Raw genomic sequence first — 16,617 nt, 5'->3', positions numbered from 1 at the left:
TGCGCCGGATATTCATTGCCGACCGGCACGAGGGCGAGGCTTGAGATGGGCGCTCTCGATCGCCAGGTTTCGGTCGAGGATTTTCGCAGGCTTGCCCGTCGTCGCCTGCCGAAATCCATCTTCGAATTCATCGACGGCGGGGCGGGGCAGGAACTCACCCTTAACGCCAACCGAAGCGATTTCGAAAAGATCAGACTTTTGCCGCGCGTGCTTACCGATGTTTCGCATCCGAACGTTTCCACGACGCTCTGGTCCGAGACCTTGCCGACACCGCTCGTGATCAGCCCGATGGGTTCCTGCGCGCTGGTCAGGCCCGGAGCCGACATTGCCATCGCGAGGGCGGCAACCGCTCGCGGCATCCCCTACACACTCTCCACCATGGCCACGGCCAGCATCGAAGGCATGGCGCGGGCCGTACAGGGGCCGCTCTGGTTCCAGCTTTATGTCCTCAAGGATTTCGACTTCAATCGCCAGCTGGTGAGGCGGGCGGAAGAATTTGGTTATTCGACGCTGGTGGTGACCGTTGATCTGCAAGCCGGGGGCAAGCGCGAAAAGGATCTTAGGAACGGCATATCCATCCCACTGCGGCCTTCGGCCCGGCATCTCTGGGAAGGCATGCTTCATCCTGGCTGGTCGCTGCGCCTGCTGCGCGGTCGTCTGCCCCAGTTCGAGAACGTCCGCGGCTATCTCGGTGACAACAGCGCCGGCCTGACGATCGCCGCGCGTGTTGGCGGCAGCCTCCATGCAGGTTTCGACTGGGACGATTTCCGCCAGATCCGCGACTGGTGGAAAGGCCGGCTGCTGGTCAAGGGCGTCCTGCACCCGGGCGACGCGTCGCGACTGGTGGCGGCTGGTGCCGATGGCATCTGGGTGTCCAACCATGGAGGCCGTCAGCTCGACGGTGCTGTATCGAGCATCGATGCCCTGCCCGCCATCCGTCAGGCACTTGGCGCCCAAGTCCCGATCCTCATCGATTCCGGTATCCGCACGGGCACGGACATCATCAAGGCCAAGGCACGCGGCGCCACCGTCGCGGCGATCGGCCGGGCCGCACTGTTCGGCGCCGTGGCTGGCGAGGCCGGTGTGGCCAAGGCACTCGATATCATCCAGGACGAAGTGGTGACTTGCCTCAGGCTCTCTGCGGGATCCCCCGTTTTCAGGAAGCGGGATCAGAAATCATAGCATAGCGCCAAGACGTGTGCTCACGCTTGGTCGCAAAGTTTCAGCACCAATTGCCGCCCTCGCACGCCGCTCTTCCCAGGCCCAAAAGCCGCCGTCCATCCAGACGACGGCAGCCTATTCAGAAAGCGTTTGTTTGATGCACACGGGCCTGGCGGCAGTCGTTATGAATTCGAAAGGCTGCGCAGTCGGATAGGCGGACTAAACTCGGCCGCCCGGTGCTGGCTTCGGTTCCATCCACCCGTTCTTCAAGACGTCGCGAAGCACGTTCCGTGTGTCTTCGCCCGCTGCCGTTGCGCCGCTCGCCCAAGCGATCGCCAGCGCTCCGAAAAAGATGTCGCGCCCGGTCATCGTCCGTCGTGCAAGCCTTTCGTCCTGTGCAGCCTTCAGGATTCGCTCCGTCGTCGCGATGACAGCATGGCAGGTCGGCGTCAGCGGGGATTCTACTCGGCAAGCGGCCCGTAACGGTTCAGGCAAGCCCTCATAAGCCAGCATCCAGTCGCCGAGAGCTTCAACCCAGAGTTCGAGTGCGCGGCCTGCATCGCTCTCCCCGGCTTCGATTTCAACGCGACGATGGTCGAGGCTTTCATAGTGAAGAATTAGCAGCGCAGCCAGGAGGGCGTCTTTGTTTGGAAAATGGCGGTAGAGCGTCCCTGCCCCCACGCCCGCCAGCTTCGCGATAGCATCCATCGAAACGTCAACACTGTCGTTGCCGAACGCTTGTCGCGCTACCTCGAGAATGTGCGCCCGATTGTGTTGCGCGTCCCTGCGGAGGGCTGACGCGATCGACGATTGAGACATGACTTTGAACCCTTGAAGATCGGAGACACTCTCCGTATCTAAAGTCGAAGCGGAGACAGTCTCCATATAGCCCGTGGTCGACTGTTCTAACAGGTCGGCATGAGCCGGCGAAACGAGGACGATGATCAGGCAGATGATACCGGCATGCATCTGGGCAACGGTACGGCAACCTGCCTGGGGCCTGGCGCGCGCGGTCAGTAGATGCCGCGAGCGAGCTATACCAAGTTCGAGGCGGGCTGTTCCATCGGTCGTATGGCGGCACTACCCTGCGCGACCATCTGGATGTCCCGCTCAACACGGGATCGATCCGCGCATCATGCGCTGAACTCATAATCACAATTATCTGGAAGGAAATCGACATGAACATCGGCATTATCGGCGCGGGAAATATCGGCACCACCCTCGCACGAAAGCTGACAGCGGCCGGACACGCGGTGAAGCTGGCGGGCTCGAAGGGGCCTGATGATATCCGCGAGAAGGCGATGAAGGTTGGTGCGCTCCCGGTTGCCGCGCACGAAGCAGCCAGGGATGTCGAGGCGATCGTTCTATCGATCCCGTTTGCGAAGATTCCCGATGTCGCCAACATCTTTGCCGATGTACCAGCCGACGTGGTCGTGATCGACACCTCCAATTATTATCCTATGCGCGACGGGAACATCGCGGAGGTTGACGATGGCAAGCCGGAAAGCGTCTGGTCCAGCGAACAACTCGGCCGGCCGGTGGTCAAGACGTTCAATGCGGTCCTCGCCCAAACGCTCGCCGAAGGTGGCGCAGCGGCCGGAACGGCCGAACGGATCGCGATCCCCGTCGCAGGTGATGATGCGCATGCCAAAGCGATCGCACGCGAACTGGTGAACGAGACCGGTTTCGACGCACTTGATGCCGGCGATCTCGCGAATTCCTGGCGCCAGCAACCGGGCACGCCAGCCTACTGCACGGAACTGACGTTGCCTGATCTTCAGCATGCGCTGTCCACGGCGGAAAAGGCGTGCGCACCCGGAGCTCGCGACGCACTGATCAAGGGCTTCATGGAGGCGACGACCCCCCTCCGCCACGAGCAGATCGTAGCCCGCAACCGTGAAGTCACCGCCCTCCAATGAGAGACTTTTCCGGTTCCGGCCCGAGGTGGTGACCAAGAAGACTGTCCAAGAGTTCCTTCTGTTTGTCGGGAACAACCTGCCAGACGACGATGACGAGGCCGGCGTGAACCGGCTCTTTAGAGTTTTCTGAAGCCCTTGGCGTTTTTTGCGACAAAGGTGAAATCCCCCTTGATGATGCGAGGCATCAACTCCCACGCGCGGCACGCTCTGCTGCTCAACCAGCGAGCCTGAGCCATAGCGCCTGCCTGACGGCAGGCGGTTAGCCGCCGCCGCCCATGGTCACGGACATGAAGGCCCGGAAGGCCGCCGCGGCCGGTTCGATTGATCTGTCCCGCGACCAGGCCAGGCCGACATCCATGGTAGGAATGGGCTCGACAAGCCCGCGCACTTCGATGCGCTGCCCTTCCAAGGACCAGGGGCGGTAAACCATGTCGGACAGGACAGTGACCCCCATGCCGGCAGCCACGAGCGACCGCACGGCCTCGACCGAACTGGTGGTAAGGACGGCGCGAAGCGAAAGCCCCGCGGCATCCCAGTAACGGGCGGCCGTCGTACGTGCCTCGTCCACCGTCAGCATGACATAATCTTCCGCCGCCACATCGGCGAGGCTGATTTCCTGTCGCGCGAGCAGATGATGATCAGCCGAGAGCCAGAGCCGGCGGTTCGACCGCATCAAGACCTCCTGCGCCAACTCCTTGGTGTGCTCCAGGTTCGACACCAGCATCACGGCCATGTCGATGTCCCCGCACATCAACCCGCTTTCGAGAGCGTCTCGGGGCAGTTCCAGCACCTCGACCTCGATCTCGGGATAGGTCTTTCGAAACCGCGCGTAGTGGCGCGACATGTAGTAGCCGACGACCGTGTAGGTCATGCCAAGCCGCAGCTTGCCCGCCAGGCCTTTCCTATCGCGCAACGGGCTTCGGACGGCGGCAGCGACGGCCCCGGTGATAACACGCGCATGTTCAAGAAACCGCGCGCCCTCCATAGTCAGTCTTACGCCAGCGTGGTTACGCTCCAAAAGCCGTACGCCCAGGTCAGCCTCAAGCGTCTTTATCGCCGCAGTGACGGCCGATTGCGAGATGTTGAGTTCCACCGCAGCATGACTGACCTGTCCGCTCTCGGCGGTCGCGATAAAATAATCAAGCTGTTTCAAGGTGATGGTCATGGTGCGCTCCGGCCCAGAACCATTATCTGTTTTTTTGATATGACAATCAATAAACTACTATTTCACAAACGCCCTCGCATGCGCAAAAAATGCTGCAACGCCGCAAAGACGGCAGCTTCGAGGGGTAACAATGCGATGGCGGTGACGCTAAACTGCGACATGGGCGAAAGCTTTGGCCTCTACAAGGTTGGCGATGATATGGGCATGATGCCCATCATCGACGTTGCCAATGTCGCCTGTGGTTTTCACGCTTCCGATCCGGATCACATGCACGCCGCCGTCCGCAGCGCCAAGGCGAGTGGCGTAAAGATCGGCGCCCATCCAGGCTTGCCCGACATTCAGGGTTTCGGCCGGCGCGAGATGCGGATGACCCGCGAAGAAGTCAGGAACACCATCATTTACCAGGTGGGAGCGCTTGCCGGCTTCCTCAGGGCCGAGGGTGTGGAACTCCACCACATCAAGCCGCATGGCAGCCTCTACTTCATGGCCATGCAGCAGGAGGCAATCGCCCATGGCGTGTGCGACGCGGCAGAGATTTTCGGCGTACCCCTCTTCGGCATGACGGGCACCCTGCATGAGAAGATCTATCAAGAGCGCGGTATCCCATTCGTCGCCGAGTTCTATGCCGATCTCGACTACGATGCCTCCGGCAAGCTGATCTTGACACGCGTTCATGACGCCAAGGACCCCGCAGAGATGGCCGAGCGGTGCATACGCGCCATCAAGGAGGGCGAGGGCACGGCAGAGGACGGCAGTTTCTTCCCCGTACGCTGCGAAACCATCTGCGTGCATTCCGATACGCCGAACGCCATCGAAATAGCCAGGGCCGTGCGCACCGCAATCGCCCCCTGGCACTGAACTCGACCGAACCCGCCCGCGCAGGCGGTTCCAAATTAGTCTGTCTGCAGTTTTCCGGAGCTTTTTATGGCCCAGATTCTTTCGCCTCTTCCCGGCACCTTTTATCGGAGCGCCTCGCCAGACCAGCCGCCCTACAAGGCGGATGGCGACGCGGTTTCCGCCGGAGACGTAATCGGTCTCATCGAAGTGATGAAGTCGTTCCACGAAGTGAGGGCCGAGACGGCCGGTACGAACATCCGCTTCATTGCCGACAATGAGGACCCCATCATGGCCGGCGCACCTATTGCGGATCTCGACTGATGCTGAAAAAGCTTCTGGTTGCCAACCGAGGCGAGATAGCGGTCAGGATCATCCGGGCCGCGCAAGATTTGGGGATCGCCACCGTGGCGGTGTATTCGGCCGCAGACGCCGTGTCGCTCCACGTCCAGCTTGCGGACGAAGCGGTCAACATCGGCCCACCAGCAGCAAAGAAGTCTTATCTCAATGTCGAAGCAATTCTGAAGGCTGCCAGCGATACCGGTTGCGACAGCGTTCATCCTGGCTATGGGTTCCTTGCCGAGAATGCCGCGTTTTCCGACGCGGTCACAGGCGCTGGATTGGTCTTCGTCGGCCCGTCGGGAGATGCGATCCGGATGATGGGAGACAAGGTCTCGGCGCGATCGGCCGCCGCCGCTGCAGGTGTCCCTGTGGTGCCTGGCTCGGCTGGCCGGGTCGAGGGCCTCAAGGCTGGCCACGAGGTGCTGACCGCAACCGGTTTTCCGGTGATGATCAAGGCGGCGGCAGGCGGCGGCGGGCGGGGCATCCGCATCGCCAACTCGCTCGCCGAGTTCGAACAAGCCTTTCCTCAGGCCGAAGCAGAAGCCCTCGCCGCCTTTGGCGACGGTGGCCTCTACATGGAAAAAGTGATCGGCAAGGCCCGCCATATCGAGGTGCAGGTGCTGGCGGACGGAAGCGATGCCATTCACTGCTACGAGCGGGAGTGCTCACTGCAGCGGCGACGCCAGAAGGTTTGGGAGGAGGCGCCGTCTCGCGCACTTTCAGACAGGCTGCGCGAGGATCTCTGCGCTTCGGCGGTCGCTTTGGCCAAGGCGGTCAAATACTCTGGTGCCGGCACGGTAGAGTATCTTTATGACGATGAAGCAGATCGCTTTTACTTCATCGAGATGAACACCCGTATCCAGGTCGAGCACCCGGTCACCGAAGCGATCACCGGCATCGACCTCGTTGCGGAGATGCTTCGCATCGCCGGCGGCGAGAAGCTGAGGTTCAGGCAGAGCGATGTCTCCGTCAAGGGGCATGCGATCGAAGTCCGGCTCAATGCCGAAGACCCGGCGAAGGAGTTCGCTCCATTCCCCGGGCAGGTGGCCGAGCTTCGCATTCCCGGCGGTCCGGGCGTACGCTTCGATTCGATGCTCTATCAAGGCTATCAGGTGCCGCCCTTCTATGACTCGCTGCTTGCCAAGCTGATCGTGCATGCAGAGACGCGCGAGGCGGCGATAGTGCGCCTGATCCGCGCGCTCAACGAGTTGAAGATCGGCGGGCTCAAGACCACCAAGCCGCTGTTTCTTGCGCTGGCCGCCGATCCGGCGGTACGGGCGGGAGACGTGCATACCCGCTGGCTGGAAGGCTGGCTCATCGAAAACGCCGCAGCATTGGCGGGTTAAGGAGGACCGATGTCGATACGATTCAACTTCGGCGGTGACGAACATATCTTCGGCGAGGTGTCCGAAGAAATGTCGCTCACCTCCTTCTTTACCGGCCTTTCGATGACGAACGCGGTGCGTACGGCAGGCATCCGAGGTGTCACCGAGATCTGCCCAGCCAACGCCAGCTTCCAGATTCGCTTCAACCCCGACATCGTCAAGCCGCAGGATTTGCTCAGCGAACTGAAGTCGATGGAAGAGGCGGCCTCGAAGGCGGACCCGGTGCTGAAGACCCGGATCATCGAACTGCCGGTTTATTTCCAGGATCCATGGACGCGTGAAACCTGCCTGCGCTTCCGCGAGCGCCATCAGGACCCCTCCTCCACCGATCTTGAATATTCGGCACGCATCAACGGCTACGCCACGGTGGAAGAGTTTATCACGGCCTATTCCGGCCAGCCCTGGTTCGTGTCCATGGTCGGCTTCGTCGCCGGCCTCCCCTTCCTGTACCAGATGGTTGAGCGCAAGAAACAGATTCAGGCGCCGAAATACTTGCGTCCACGCACCGACACTCCCAAGCTCACCATTGGCCATGGCGGCTGCTTTGCAGCGATCTATTCGGTGCGCGGCGCTGGCGGCTACCAGATGTATGGCATAACCCCGGCTCCGATCTACGACCCGACCAGGAAGGTGCGCTACCTCTCAGATGATATGTGCCTGTTCAAGCCAGGCGACATCGTCAAGTTCAAGGCCATTGGCCGCGATGACTACGACGCCACGCTGGAGGAAATCGAAGCCAATCGGTGGCAGCCGACGGTTCGCGAGTGCACCTTCAGCCTGAAGGATTTCAACAGCGATATTTACGGCACCAATGCAAAGCTGATGGAGCTTATCAATGGCCGTTAAGGTAATCTCTCCCGGCCTCTCCACTTCCGTGCAGGACCTTGGCCGACCAGGCCACTACCATGTCGGCATTCCCGAAGGCGGCGGCATGGACCGCTTTGCCACACGCATCGCAAACCTGCTTGTCGGCAACGATCCGGGTGCCGCGGTGCTCGAAGCCACCTTCATGGGCCCCGAACTCGAATTCACCCAATCCGCGGTCGTCGCCGTCACGGGAGGAGAACTCCCCCCCAAACTCAATGGCGAGGAACGGCCGACCTGGGAAAGTTTTCCGGTGAAGGCCGGTGACCGGCTTTCCTTCGGCTTCCTCAAGGGCGGCGCGCGCGCTTATCTGGCCGTCTCCGGCGGCATCGACGTACCGGTGGTTCTCGGTTCGCGCTCGACTTACATTCTGGGCGCACTCGGCGGTCATCAGGGCCGCACGCTGAAGGCGGGTGATGAGCTTCCCCTCGGCGAAGGTTCCGGCAAAGCCGGTCTTTCACTGCCTGCAAATCTGCGCCGCGCGGGCAATAGTCCGGCGGAACTCAGAATGCTTCCCGGCATGTACTGGCATCGGATCACTGAAGCTGCCGGCACTCGGTTCTTTGAGGAAACCTGGAAGGTCGCACCCGAAGCCGACCGCATCGGCTATCGCTTCCGGGGTGGGACGCCGCTGGAATTCGTCGAGCGCGAGCAGCCTTTCGGTGCGGGCTCCGACCCCTCGAACATCGTCGATGCCTGCTATCCCTACGGATCCGTCCAGGTGCCGAGTGGCACGGAGCCGATCGTTCTTCACCGGGACGCGGTTTCGGGTGGCGGGTACATGATGCTGGGCGTGGTGATATCGGCCGACATGGACCTTATCGCCCAGCTCCAGCCGCACACCCCGGCGCGCTTCGTTCCGGTGACGCTGGAAGACGCGCTTGCCGCGCGAACCGAACAGCGCGCCGCGCTGGCGCGTGCTGAAGGGCATCTGGCCGGCTGACGTCAGCCGGGAAAATGCCGGCGGAGGAGCCGGTGGCGAGGAGATCGGCCGGCCAAAACCGACCGTGCGTGGCGGAAGACAAAATCCGGTGCGCGAAACGACAAGACGACGCCGGGCAACGGCGTGAATTTGGCACCCGAGCAGTCCGCTAGAGACCGCCGGAACCGACAGGGGAAGACATTTGCAACGCGACTGGCCGCAAGGCCGGATGCTTCGCGCCTTTCCGTCGGTAGAAAGAAGGAAAGGGTCATGAGTCATCTGAGCGCGGAGAATGTCTCGGTATCGTTTGCGGGGCTGAAGGCCCTGTCATCGGTAGACCTCCAAATTACGCCCGGCCGCATCAGTGGCCTCATCGGCCCGAATGGCGCTGGCAAGACCACGCTCGTCAACGTGCTGACCGGCTTCCAGGCACCGACGGAAGGCACCATCAAGCTCGACGGGGCAGCACTCACAGGTCTCAAGCCGCATCAGGTCCGGCGGCGCGGCATTGCCCGCACCTTCCAGGGTGGGCGGCTCTTCCGCGACCTGCCTGTGCTGGACAATTTGGAGGTAACCGGCGTTGGTCTGGGAATGAGCCGGCGCGCTGCCATCGCCGAAGCGGAAGCGATGCTCGACTGGATAGGCATCGGTGCGCTGGGCACCCGCATCGCCGGAACGTTGCCATATACGGACGAGCGCCGCGTCGCCATTGGCCGCGCCCTGATGGGACGGCCCGCGTACATCCTGCTCGACGAGCCCGCGGCTGGCATGAGCGCGCTGGAGGCGCGGGAGCTTTCGGCCCTGATAAGACATATCGCCAGCGATCTCGGCTGTGGTGTCCTGCTCATCGAGCACAATGTCGGGCTGGTGCTCGGCCTTTGCCAGCATATCGTCGTGCTCGATTCCGGAGCGATCATCGAGGAAGGCCCGCCTGCCGCGATCCGCGACAGCGAGAAGGTGCGCCACGCCTATATGGGCACGGCCGCGAACACCGACCTGCCTGTGCTGGAGGCGATGGAATGAGCCTGCTCGCCCTTTCCGATATCACTATCCGCTACAGCCGTCTCACGGCGGTCCGCAATGTCTCCTTCTCCATGGACGAGGGAGAAATCCTGTTCATCACCGGCCCGAACGGAGCCGGGAAGTCTTCGCTGCTGCGCGCGATCGCCGGTGTTACGCCAGTGGCGGGCGGCCGGATCGACCTTGCAGGTCATGAGATCACCGGCCAGGCGCCGGAGAACATCGCCCGGCTCGGATTCTCCATGGTGCCGGAGGGGCGCGATGTCTTCGGCTCGCTGACGACCGAAGAGAACCTTCTGGTCGGAACCGGCATGCACGCCCGCGAACGCGGCTGGCGCAGCCGAGCGGCCGACGAACTTGAAGCCGTCTACGCAACCTTCCCGATGCTGAAAGAGAGGCGGCATGGGCAGGCGGGATTGCTGTCCGGCGGGCAGCAGCAAATGCTGGTCATCGGACGCGCGTTGATGACCAATCCGCGGCTTGTAGCCATCGACGAGCCTTCGCTGGGCCTCGCCCCCAACATCAACGACCAGGTCTATGAGCGGCTGATCGCGCTGCGTGCGCAGCGCCAGCTCACGCTCCTGATCGTTGAGCAGAGCTCGGCCCGGGCGATGATGGTGGGCGGGCGGATGATCCTGATGCGTGGCGGACAGATCGTGCTCGATGGCGACGCGCGGACGCTCGGCAATGGCGAGGCGATCCAGGCTGCCTATTTCGGTTACGAGGACCACTGAGATGCTCCAGATCCTGTTCGACGCACTCTCGCTTGGTTCGCTCTACGCGCTTGGGGCGCTTGGCATTGCCCTCATCTTCGGCGTCATGCGGCTGGTGAACTTCGCGCATGGCGACGTCATCGCCTTCTGCGTCTTCGCGCTGCTATGGCCGTCAACAGACGCCATGGCCATCGTCTTCGCTGGCCAATTGCCGTGGTACCTGCTGGTGCCCTTCGTGCTCCTTTGCGGGGCCGGGCTGTCGGTGCTGTGCGAAATCGTTGTCTTCAGGCGGTTCCGCCAGGCAAATCCGGCAACCATGATGATCGCCTCCTTCGCGCTCGGTTTCGTCATTCGCTACTTCCTGCTCATGCTTTTCTCCAGTCGGCCGAAATCGATCTCGCTGCTGCCCGAACTGTCCCAGCCGGTGGAGATCCTCGGTGCCAGGCTTCCCCTCCTCCAGCTCATAACGATCGTCGCCACGATGGTCATCCTGATCGGCCTGACACTGTTCCTGCGTCAAACCCGCTTCGGCCTGGAGATGCGGGCGGCGGCCGAGAACTTCTCGATGGCCCGCATGCTGGGTGTGCGTGCGAACCGGGTTATCATGGGCGCGTTCGCCCTCTCCGGCGCGTTGGCCGCCGCCATTGCACTGATCTTTGGCGCCCAGACAGGCACGCTGGACATCCAGATGGGCGCCTCGATCATGTTGATGGCCTTCATCGCCACCGTCATTGGCGGCCTCGGCAGCCTCGGGGGAGCCGTGCTCGCCGGCTTCCTGCTGGGTGCCGCCTCGGTGATCATGCAGGTCATGCTGCCCATCGACGCCCGGCCGTTCCGCGATGCCTTTGTCTATGGAGCGGTCATCCTCGTTCTCCTCTTCCGCCCGCAAGGGCTTATTGCCGCGCGCGGCACCAAGGAAAGGGTCTGATTTCATGGGTGTCGCCGCCTCCCTCACCAACTCTACCGCTGCCGGTGCCGCGGCTGCCGAGCGAAAGCCCGCCCGCTTCGCGCTTGCCCGCCGCACAATCCTGACGCCGATCCTGCTTTCTCTGCTGCTGCTGGCCATCGCGCTGATCACGGTGATGACCGGATCGCGGCCCTTCAACCAGACGGTGATCGACGTGTTCGTCCGTGTCATCCTCGTCGTGGGCCTATACATCTTTATCGGAAATTCGGGCGTTCTCAGCTTCGGGCATATCGGCTTCACCTGCCTTGGCGCCTACGCGGCCGCATGGCTAACCATCAATCCGATGATGAAACGCGGTTCGCTGCCGGGATTGCCCGAATGGCTGCTGGCGACCCGTTTGCCGTACTGGCAATCGGCTGTGCTGGCGGCATTGTTCGCCGCCCTCGCCGCTCTCATTTTCGGGCGGGTGCTGATGCGGCTATCGGGCATCGCGGCTTCGATCGCGACCTTCGCGATGCTCGCCATGATCAACACAATTTATTCCAATTGGGAGAGCGTGACCGGAGCGACCTCATCGGTCGTCGGCATTCCGATCGTGCGCATGATCTGGCCGTATCTCATCGGCGCCGTGGTCGCAATCTTCATCGCCTGGGCGCACGCGATCTCCCGGTCCGGCCTGGCCCTTCGTGCTGCCCGCGACGAACCCACCGCCGCCGCGGCTTCCGGTATCGACATTCCCAGGGAAAGACTCGTGGCGTTCGTCGTATCGGGCGCGGTGATGGGGCTGGGCGGTGCGCTTATGGCTCATTCCATCGGCGTGGTCACACCCGATACATTCTATCTCGGTCTCACCTTCATCACCCTTTCCATGCTCGTCGTCGGCGGCATGGGCAGCCTGTCGGGGGGTGTGGTGGGTGTCGTCCTGCTGTCCGCCCTGATCCAGGCGCTGCGCTGGCTGGAGGCAGGCGTATCGCTCGGCGAGTCCACTTTCGCCCTCCCGAAAGGGGTCCAGGAAATAGCCCTCGGCGTCATCATGATCGTGATCCTCGCGCTTCGCCCATCCGGACTCATGGGCAACCGCGAGCTCACCTTACCTCGCAGCAGTCGCAACAAGTGACCGGCGGCACAAGCCCGACCGGAAAACAAAAAAGGAGACGTGCATGACATACAAAATGAGAATTGTCGCAACCGCTCTGGCCTCGATGTCCATCGCATATCCGGCGCTGGCCGATGACAAGACTATCGTCATCGGCTTCGCCACCGCGGAGTCGGGCTTCATGGAAGCTTATGACAAGCCTGCGCAGGAGGCGGCCTTGATCCGCATCGACGAGATCAATGCGGCTGGCGGCCTGCTTGGAAAGCAGATCAAGGTTGTCAAGGCCGACACCAAGTCCGACCGGGCCGAAGGCGCCAAGGCGGGCCTCTCCGTGCTCGACCAGGGTGCGGATCTCGTGGTCGTGTCCTGCGATTACGACTTCGGATCGCCGGCTGCGCTCGCGGCCGAGGACGCGGGCCGTATCTCCTTCTTCCTGTGCGCGGAATCGGTCAAGGCCGGTATCCAAGGTGTCGGCCCGCACAGCTTCTCCGCGTCGGTGCTGGCGGCCGTGCAGGGCGCAACCATGGCCGAGTGGGCATTCAAGGAAAAGGGCGCAAAGGACTTCTACCGTCTGCTCGATACTTGGACGGCCTACAACAAGGGCATCTGCGACGGCTTCGACTGGATGATGCCGAAGCTCGAAGCCCAGGGCGCGAAGCTTGTCGGTGAAGACACCTTCAAGAACGAGGACGCCTCCATCGCCGCGCAGATCACCCGCATCAAGTCTCTGCCGAAGGAGCCGGATGCGATCATGCTTTGCACGATGATGCCGGGCGCTGTCTCGGCCATCAAGCAGCTTCGCGCCGCGGGTATCAACTCCATGATCCTGAATGGATCGGGCGTCGACGGTAGCTATTGGCTCTCGGCTGTGCCCGATCTGACGAACTTCTACGTCCCCGTTCAGGGATCGATCTATGGCGACGATCCCAATCCGGCCGTGCTGAAGTTCAATGCCACCTACAAGCAGAAGACAGGCGCCGATCCCTCGAGCCAGTATGTCTTTCCGGGTTACGTCATGGTCGACGTCTGGGCCAAGGCGGTGGAGCGTGCAGGCACGGCCGATGCCGACGCGGTCGTCGCGGAGCTGGAAAAGATGAAGAATGAGCCGACGCTGTTCGGGCCTCGTACCTTCTCGCCGGAACTGCATCACCAGAACCAGACGCGGTACCTGATCGTCGAGACCAAGGCCGGCAAGCCGGGTGTTGTAGGCAACTGGACGATTTCCGAGCCGGTACCGATGGAAGCCTTGCTCAAGTAGAAGAAGATGGGCCGGATAAGTCCGGCCCTTCATCTACGAAAGGCCCTGTTCCTCTGGGACGACCGGGCCTTTCGTCTTTGAGGATCTTGCCTTTGGACAAAAAATGAGGGCGGCCCGTTTGGACCGCCCTTGTCGCCCGATGAATTCAGATTTTCGCTACCCTCGCGCTTTGCGGTAGGAATCCTTGAGCGCTATGAGCTCCCCCGAGAAAGCGAAGATATCGCAGCCGTCGACTTCGATTTTCTGCCCCGCTGCCGTGGTGCCGACGAAGCGCCATGATGAAAGCCCGGTGTCGCCCGTCACGACGTGCCGTCCCCTGGTCCACTCGGCTTTCGGGAAGGCATCGAACAGCGCTGCATAGGCGGCGCGCACGGCGTCACGCCCCATATGCTTGCGCCCTTCGGCATCGGGTCCAGCCGAGCCGTGGAAAGCGCAATTCTCAGCCATGCAGTCCATCAGCGCGCCCACGTCGCGGGCGTTCCAGGCCGCGAGGAACCGGTCGAGCACGGCCAGCCGCCTGGCTGCGAGATCGCCGGCTTCAACGACCTCGACCTCGAGGAAGGCGAGCGGTGCATCGCCGGCATTGATGACGTTGTGAGCCACACCCGTCCGCCGCGAATAGGGCACCCCTTGGGTGAGAGCGGCTTGCGACTGCGCGCCGTCCGGGCCTTCGAGACCGAGCTTGCCGTCCGTAAGCGGCACGATGACGTAGTCATGGCCATGGATGTGCCAGCCGGTCTCGGCCCCGGTGGCAAAGCGCCATTCGGTGACCCGGAAGCGTTCGTCGTCGATATGGACGACCGGTTCGGCTTTCATGCGGGTCATTCAAGTCCCTCCTTGGCGACCGCACCGGTCAGGCGCTCAAGCGTCCGGCCCATGCGCGTCATGATTTCCTTCACATCGTCTTCTGTCGAGATCATCGGCGGACAGAGCGCGAGCTGGTCGCCGATGGCGCGGAAGATGAGGCCTTCCTCGTGGCCGATTCCTGCTGCGATAGTCCCTGCACGCCCAACCTTGGCGAAGGGGCGTTTCGTCGCCTTGTCTGCCACCAGTTCAACGGCGCCGATAAGACCGGTACCCCTCGCTTCGCCGACAAGCGGGTGATCGGCGAATGAGCGGATGCCGGCCTGGAACGACGTCTCAAGGCGGGCCGCGTTTCCGATCAAGTCCCGCTCCTCGAAAATGGCGAGGTTTTCGAGACCCACCGCCGTCGCGACCGGATGACCCGACGCAGTGAAGCCGTGGCCGAAATTGCCGATCGTTGCGGTGTTGTCGGCGATCGCTTGATAGATCGCATCGGAGAAAATGACGGCGGCAAGCGGCATATAAGACGACGTGATTTGCTTGGAGACCGTCATGATATCAGGCGTGAAGCCGTATTTCTGAGCGCCGAAGGGCGTACCAAGCCGCCCGAAACCACAGATCACCTCGTCTGCTACCAGGATGATATCATTTGCCCGGCAGATTTTCTCCACGCCTTCCCAGTACCCGACCGGCGGCGGCAGAACGCCGCCGGCTGCCATGAGCGGCTCTCCTATAAAGGCTGCGATGGTATCAGCCCCTTCTTCCGCGATCACCGCTTCCAGCTCGGCGAGCAGACGCGCCGTGAAGGCGGCTTCGTCTTCGCCTTCCATGCCGAAGCGATAGAAGTGCGGGCAGGTCAGGTGGCGAACGGGAATCGCCGGAAGATCGAAGTCGCGATGGTTGACCGGCAGGCCTGTCAGGCTGCCGGAGGCGACGGTGATGCCGTGGTAGCCCTTGGTCCGTGCCAGGAATTTCTTCTTTTTTGGCCGGCCCAGCGCGTTGTTCATGAACCACATCATCTTGACGATGGTGTCGTTGGCTTCCGAGCCCGACGACGTGAAGAAGACACGCGTCAGGTTTTCCGGCGTCATCTCCACGAGTTTCTCCGCGAGCCGGATGGACGGTTCATGCGCCTTGGAGGAGAAGGTGTGATAGTAGGGCAGCTTCAGCATTTGCTGATAGGCAGCATCGGCCAACCGCTTTTCCGAAAAGCCGACGCCCACTGACCACAGCCCGGCGAGCCCTTCGATGTATTCCTTGCCGCGTTCGTCATACACACGGATGCCGTCGCCGCGGCTGATGATCAGCGGCCCGGTTTCTTCGTGCTGACGCAGGTTTGTGTAGGGGTGCATGGAGGTGGCGATGTCGGCGGCGGCGAGAGAGTTGGAAAGCGCATCCATGGAAGTCCTCAGCGGCTTGGGGAAATGGTTCGGGCGGTGAGTTCGAGATAGTCCTCGATCGCATGCGTGGAGCTTTCACGATTCGGGAAACGAATCATGGCAGGCTGTTGGAATGGGTGTCGATGATCCGCCGCATCAGCGCGGCGACGTCGCGCGCATTCGGAGGATCGGAGTGGATGCAGACGGTGTCGAAGTCGACCGGGCGGATCGTACCGTCTGTCGTGACGAGTTCGCGTCGGGTAAGCGCCCCCACCATGCGATGCTCGGCAAGCGTCAGGTCGATGGCCGACTGGACGCGCGGGATGATCAGGCTGCCGCCGGGAGCGTAGGCAAGATCGGGAAAGAACTCGCCCACGAAGGCAACGCCGAGCTCGGCTGCCGCCGTCTCGTGACAGGTTCCCGCCAGGCCGAAGAGCGGGACGCCGAACGGCTTGACCGCCGCGGCAATTGCCTGGGCAGTGTCCATGTCGTGCGCGGCCATGCCGTAGATGATGCCATGCGGCTTGACATGGCTGAGCTGCCCGCCCTCGGCGGCCAGCATCCCCGTCAGAGCACCGATTTGGTAGAGGAAGGCGGCTGTCAGTTCCTCCGGTTGAAGTTTCATCTCGCGCCGGCCGAATCCCTCGCGATCGGGAAGGGACGGATGCGCGCCAACCTTCTTTCCGTGCGAAAGCGCGAGCCGCACGGTCTTCAGCATCGTCCATGGATCGGAGGCGTGGAAGCCGCATGCGATGTTGGCGCAATCGATGTGAGGCATGATGCCGGCATCGTCGCCGAAACGCCAGTTGCCGTAACTTTCCCCCATGTCGCAGTTCAGGGTTACCATG

The 16,617-nt window shown here is 62.2% G+C and carries 17 protein-coding genes; 12 read left to right on the top strand and 5 right to left on the bottom strand.

Annotated features, from left to right (window positions below):
- Nucleotides 1–45 precede the first annotated feature (45 nt).
- Nucleotides 46–1,182 (top strand): alpha-hydroxy acid oxidase, encoded by a 1,137-nt coding sequence (locus NP503_RS12605; RefSeq protein WP_236383146.1) that lies wholly within the window; start codon nt 46–48, stop codon nt 1,180–1,182.
- Between the two features lie 198 nt (nt 1,183–1,380).
- Here the strand turns inward: NP503_RS12605 and NP503_RS12600 are convergent, their stop codons facing one another.
- A complete protein-coding gene (locus NP503_RS12600; RefSeq protein ID WP_236383147.1) occupies nt 1,381–2,130 on the bottom strand; it encodes a TetR/AcrR family transcriptional regulator in 750 nt (249 codons plus the stop codon).
- Nucleotides 2,131–2,339: 209 nt separating this feature from the next.
- Here NP503_RS12600 and NP503_RS12595 point away from each other — a divergent pair, with 209 nt between their 5' ends.
- Nucleotides 2,340–3,080, top strand: a complete 741-nt coding sequence (locus NP503_RS12595) for an NADPH-dependent F420 reductase (RefSeq protein WP_236383148.1) — start codon at nt 2,340–2,342, stop codon at nt 3,078–3,080.
- 259 nt (nt 3,081–3,339) lie between these two features.
- On the opposite strand, the gene NP503_RS12590 is transcribed toward NP503_RS12595, so the two are convergent.
- The gene (locus NP503_RS12590; RefSeq protein ID WP_013533150.1) at nt 3,340–4,245 is read right to left on the bottom strand and encodes a LysR family transcriptional regulator; all 906 of its coding nucleotides are present in this window, start codon (nt 4,243–4,245) and stop codon (nt 3,340–3,342) included.
- A 135-nt stretch (nt 4,246–4,380) separates the two neighbouring features.
- On the opposite strand from NP503_RS12590, the gene pxpA reads away from it, so the two are divergent.
- The 10 genes from pxpA (at nt 4,381) to NP503_RS12540 (ending at nt 13,586) form a co-directional block, all read left to right on the top strand.
- Complete coding sequence (gene pxpA, locus NP503_RS12585) at nt 4,381–5,103, top strand: 5-oxoprolinase subunit PxpA (RefSeq protein ID WP_236383150.1); 723 nt, start codon at nt 4,381–4,383, stop codon at nt 5,101–5,103.
- Between the two features lie 66 nt (nt 5,104–5,169).
- Complete coding sequence (locus tag NP503_RS12580; protein ID WP_013533152.1) at nt 5,170–5,403, top strand: acetyl-CoA carboxylase; 234 nt, start codon at nt 5,170–5,172, stop codon at nt 5,401–5,403.
- The gene (locus tag NP503_RS12575; RefSeq protein WP_236383151.1) at nt 5,403–6,767 is read left to right on the top strand and encodes an acetyl-CoA carboxylase biotin carboxylase subunit; all 1,365 of its coding nucleotides are present in this window, start codon (nt 5,403–5,405) and stop codon (nt 6,765–6,767) included. The genes NP503_RS12580 and NP503_RS12575 overlap by 1 nt, the downstream gene beginning before the upstream one ends.
- A 9-nt stretch (nt 6,768–6,776) precedes the next feature.
- Nucleotides 6,777–7,652: an allophanate hydrolase subunit 1 gene (locus NP503_RS12570; protein ID WP_127326913.1), complete on the top strand. Its 876-nt coding sequence runs from the start codon at nt 6,777–6,779 to the stop codon at nt 7,650–7,652.
- Entirely contained in the window at nt 7,642–8,613 is a 972-nt protein-coding gene (locus NP503_RS12565; RefSeq protein ID WP_127319973.1) for a biotin-dependent carboxyltransferase family protein, read from the top strand. The genes NP503_RS12570 and NP503_RS12565 overlap by 11 nt, the downstream gene beginning before the upstream one ends.
- 249 nt (nt 8,614–8,862) lie before the next feature.
- Nucleotides 8,863–9,615, top strand: coding sequence for an ABC transporter ATP-binding protein (locus NP503_RS12560; protein ID WP_027163992.1), 753 nt, complete (start codon nt 8,863–8,865; stop codon nt 9,613–9,615).
- A complete protein-coding gene (locus NP503_RS12555) occupies nt 9,612–10,346 on the top strand; it encodes an ABC transporter ATP-binding protein (protein ID WP_027036290.1) in 735 nt (244 codons plus the stop codon). The genes NP503_RS12560 and NP503_RS12555 overlap by 4 nt, the downstream gene beginning before the upstream one ends.
- Nucleotide 10,347: 1 nt before the next feature.
- Nucleotides 10,348–11,253, top strand: coding sequence for a branched-chain amino acid ABC transporter permease (locus NP503_RS12550; protein WP_027036291.1), 906 nt, complete (start codon nt 10,348–10,350; stop codon nt 11,251–11,253).
- 4 nt (nt 11,254–11,257) lie between these two features.
- The gene (locus tag NP503_RS12545; protein ID WP_236383154.1) at nt 11,258–12,349 is read left to right on the top strand and encodes a branched-chain amino acid ABC transporter permease; all 1,092 of its coding nucleotides are present in this window, start codon (nt 11,258–11,260) and stop codon (nt 12,347–12,349) included.
- Nucleotides 12,350–12,392: 43 nt separating this feature from the next.
- On the top strand, nt 12,393–13,586 hold the full coding sequence (locus NP503_RS12540) for an ABC transporter substrate-binding protein (RefSeq protein WP_127326908.1): 1,194 nt from the start codon (nt 12,393–12,395) through the stop codon (nt 13,584–13,586).
- 156 nt (nt 13,587–13,742) lie between these two features.
- Here the strand turns inward: NP503_RS12540 and NP503_RS33290 are convergent, their stop codons facing one another.
- The 3 genes from NP503_RS33290 to NP503_RS12520 all read right to left on the bottom strand — a co-directional run bounded on the left by NP503_RS33290 (nt 13,743) and on the right by NP503_RS12520 (nt 16,616).
- Entirely contained in the window at nt 13,743–14,411 is a 669-nt protein-coding gene (locus NP503_RS33290; protein ID WP_127380456.1) for a nuclear transport factor 2 family protein, read from the bottom strand.
- A complete protein-coding gene (locus NP503_RS12525) occupies nt 14,408–15,790 on the bottom strand; it encodes an aspartate aminotransferase family protein (RefSeq protein WP_236383156.1) in 1,383 nt (460 codons plus the stop codon). The genes NP503_RS33290 and NP503_RS12525 overlap by 4 nt, the downstream gene beginning before the upstream one ends.
- Nucleotides 15,791–15,884: 94 nt before the next feature.
- A complete protein-coding gene (locus tag NP503_RS12520) occupies nt 15,885–16,616 on the bottom strand; it encodes a LamB/YcsF family protein (protein ID WP_236383158.1) in 732 nt (243 codons plus the stop codon).
- Nucleotide 16,617: the final 1 nt, after the last annotated feature.

It is taken from the genome of Mesorhizobium sp. SEMIA396, assembly GCF_024518615.1.
Taxonomy (GTDB): domain Bacteria; phylum Pseudomonadota; class Alphaproteobacteria; order Rhizobiales; family Rhizobiaceae; genus Mesorhizobium.
This window is presented reverse-complemented; position numbering and strand designations above follow the sequence as displayed.

What these genes read in the sequence shown, in the direction of transcription:
- NP503_RS12605 (WP_236383146.1), top strand. Translation starts at nt 46, where the DNA reads ATGGGCGCTCTCGATCGCCAGGTTTCGGTCGAGGATTTTCGCAGGCTT.
- NP503_RS12600 (WP_236383147.1), bottom strand. Translation starts at nt 2,130, where the DNA reads ATGCATGCCGGTATCATCTGCCTGATCATCGTCCTCGTTTCGCCGGCT.
- NP503_RS12595 (WP_236383148.1), top strand. Translation starts at nt 2,340, where the DNA reads ATGAACATCGGCATTATCGGCGCGGGAAATATCGGCACCACCCTCGCA.
- NP503_RS12590 (WP_013533150.1), bottom strand. Translation starts at nt 4,245, where the DNA reads ATGACCATCACCTTGAAACAGCTTGATTATTTTATCGCGACCGCCGAG.
- pxpA (WP_236383150.1), top strand. Translation starts at nt 4,381, where the DNA reads ATGGCGGTGACGCTAAACTGCGACATGGGCGAAAGCTTTGGCCTCTAC.
- NP503_RS12580 (WP_013533152.1), top strand. Translation starts at nt 5,170, where the DNA reads ATGGCCCAGATTCTTTCGCCTCTTCCCGGCACCTTTTATCGGAGCGCC.
- NP503_RS12575 (WP_236383151.1), top strand. Translation starts at nt 5,403, where the DNA reads ATGCTGAAAAAGCTTCTGGTTGCCAACCGAGGCGAGATAGCGGTCAGG.
- NP503_RS12570 (WP_127326913.1), top strand. Translation starts at nt 6,777, where the DNA reads ATGTCGATACGATTCAACTTCGGCGGTGACGAACATATCTTCGGCGAG.
- NP503_RS12565 (WP_127319973.1), top strand. Translation starts at nt 7,642, where the DNA reads ATGGCCGTTAAGGTAATCTCTCCCGGCCTCTCCACTTCCGTGCAGGAC.
- NP503_RS12560 (WP_027163992.1), top strand. Translation starts at nt 8,863, where the DNA reads ATGAGTCATCTGAGCGCGGAGAATGTCTCGGTATCGTTTGCGGGGCTG.
- NP503_RS12555 (WP_027036290.1), top strand. Translation starts at nt 9,612, where the DNA reads ATGAGCCTGCTCGCCCTTTCCGATATCACTATCCGCTACAGCCGTCTC.
- NP503_RS12550 (WP_027036291.1), top strand. Translation starts at nt 10,348, where the DNA reads ATGCTCCAGATCCTGTTCGACGCACTCTCGCTTGGTTCGCTCTACGCG.
- NP503_RS12545 (WP_236383154.1), top strand. Translation starts at nt 11,258, where the DNA reads ATGGGTGTCGCCGCCTCCCTCACCAACTCTACCGCTGCCGGTGCCGCG.
- NP503_RS12540 (WP_127326908.1), top strand. Translation starts at nt 12,393, where the DNA reads ATGACATACAAAATGAGAATTGTCGCAACCGCTCTGGCCTCGATGTCC.
- NP503_RS33290 (WP_127380456.1), bottom strand. Translation starts at nt 14,411, where the DNA reads ATGACCCGCATGAAAGCCGAACCGGTCGTCCATATCGACGACGAACGC.
- NP503_RS12525 (WP_236383156.1), bottom strand. Translation starts at nt 15,790, where the DNA reads ATGGATGCGCTTTCCAACTCTCTCGCCGCCGCCGACATCGCCACCTCC.
- NP503_RS12520 (WP_236383158.1), bottom strand. Translation starts at nt 16,616, where the DNA reads ATGGTAACCCTGAACTGCGACATGGGGGAAAGTTACGGCAACTGGCGT.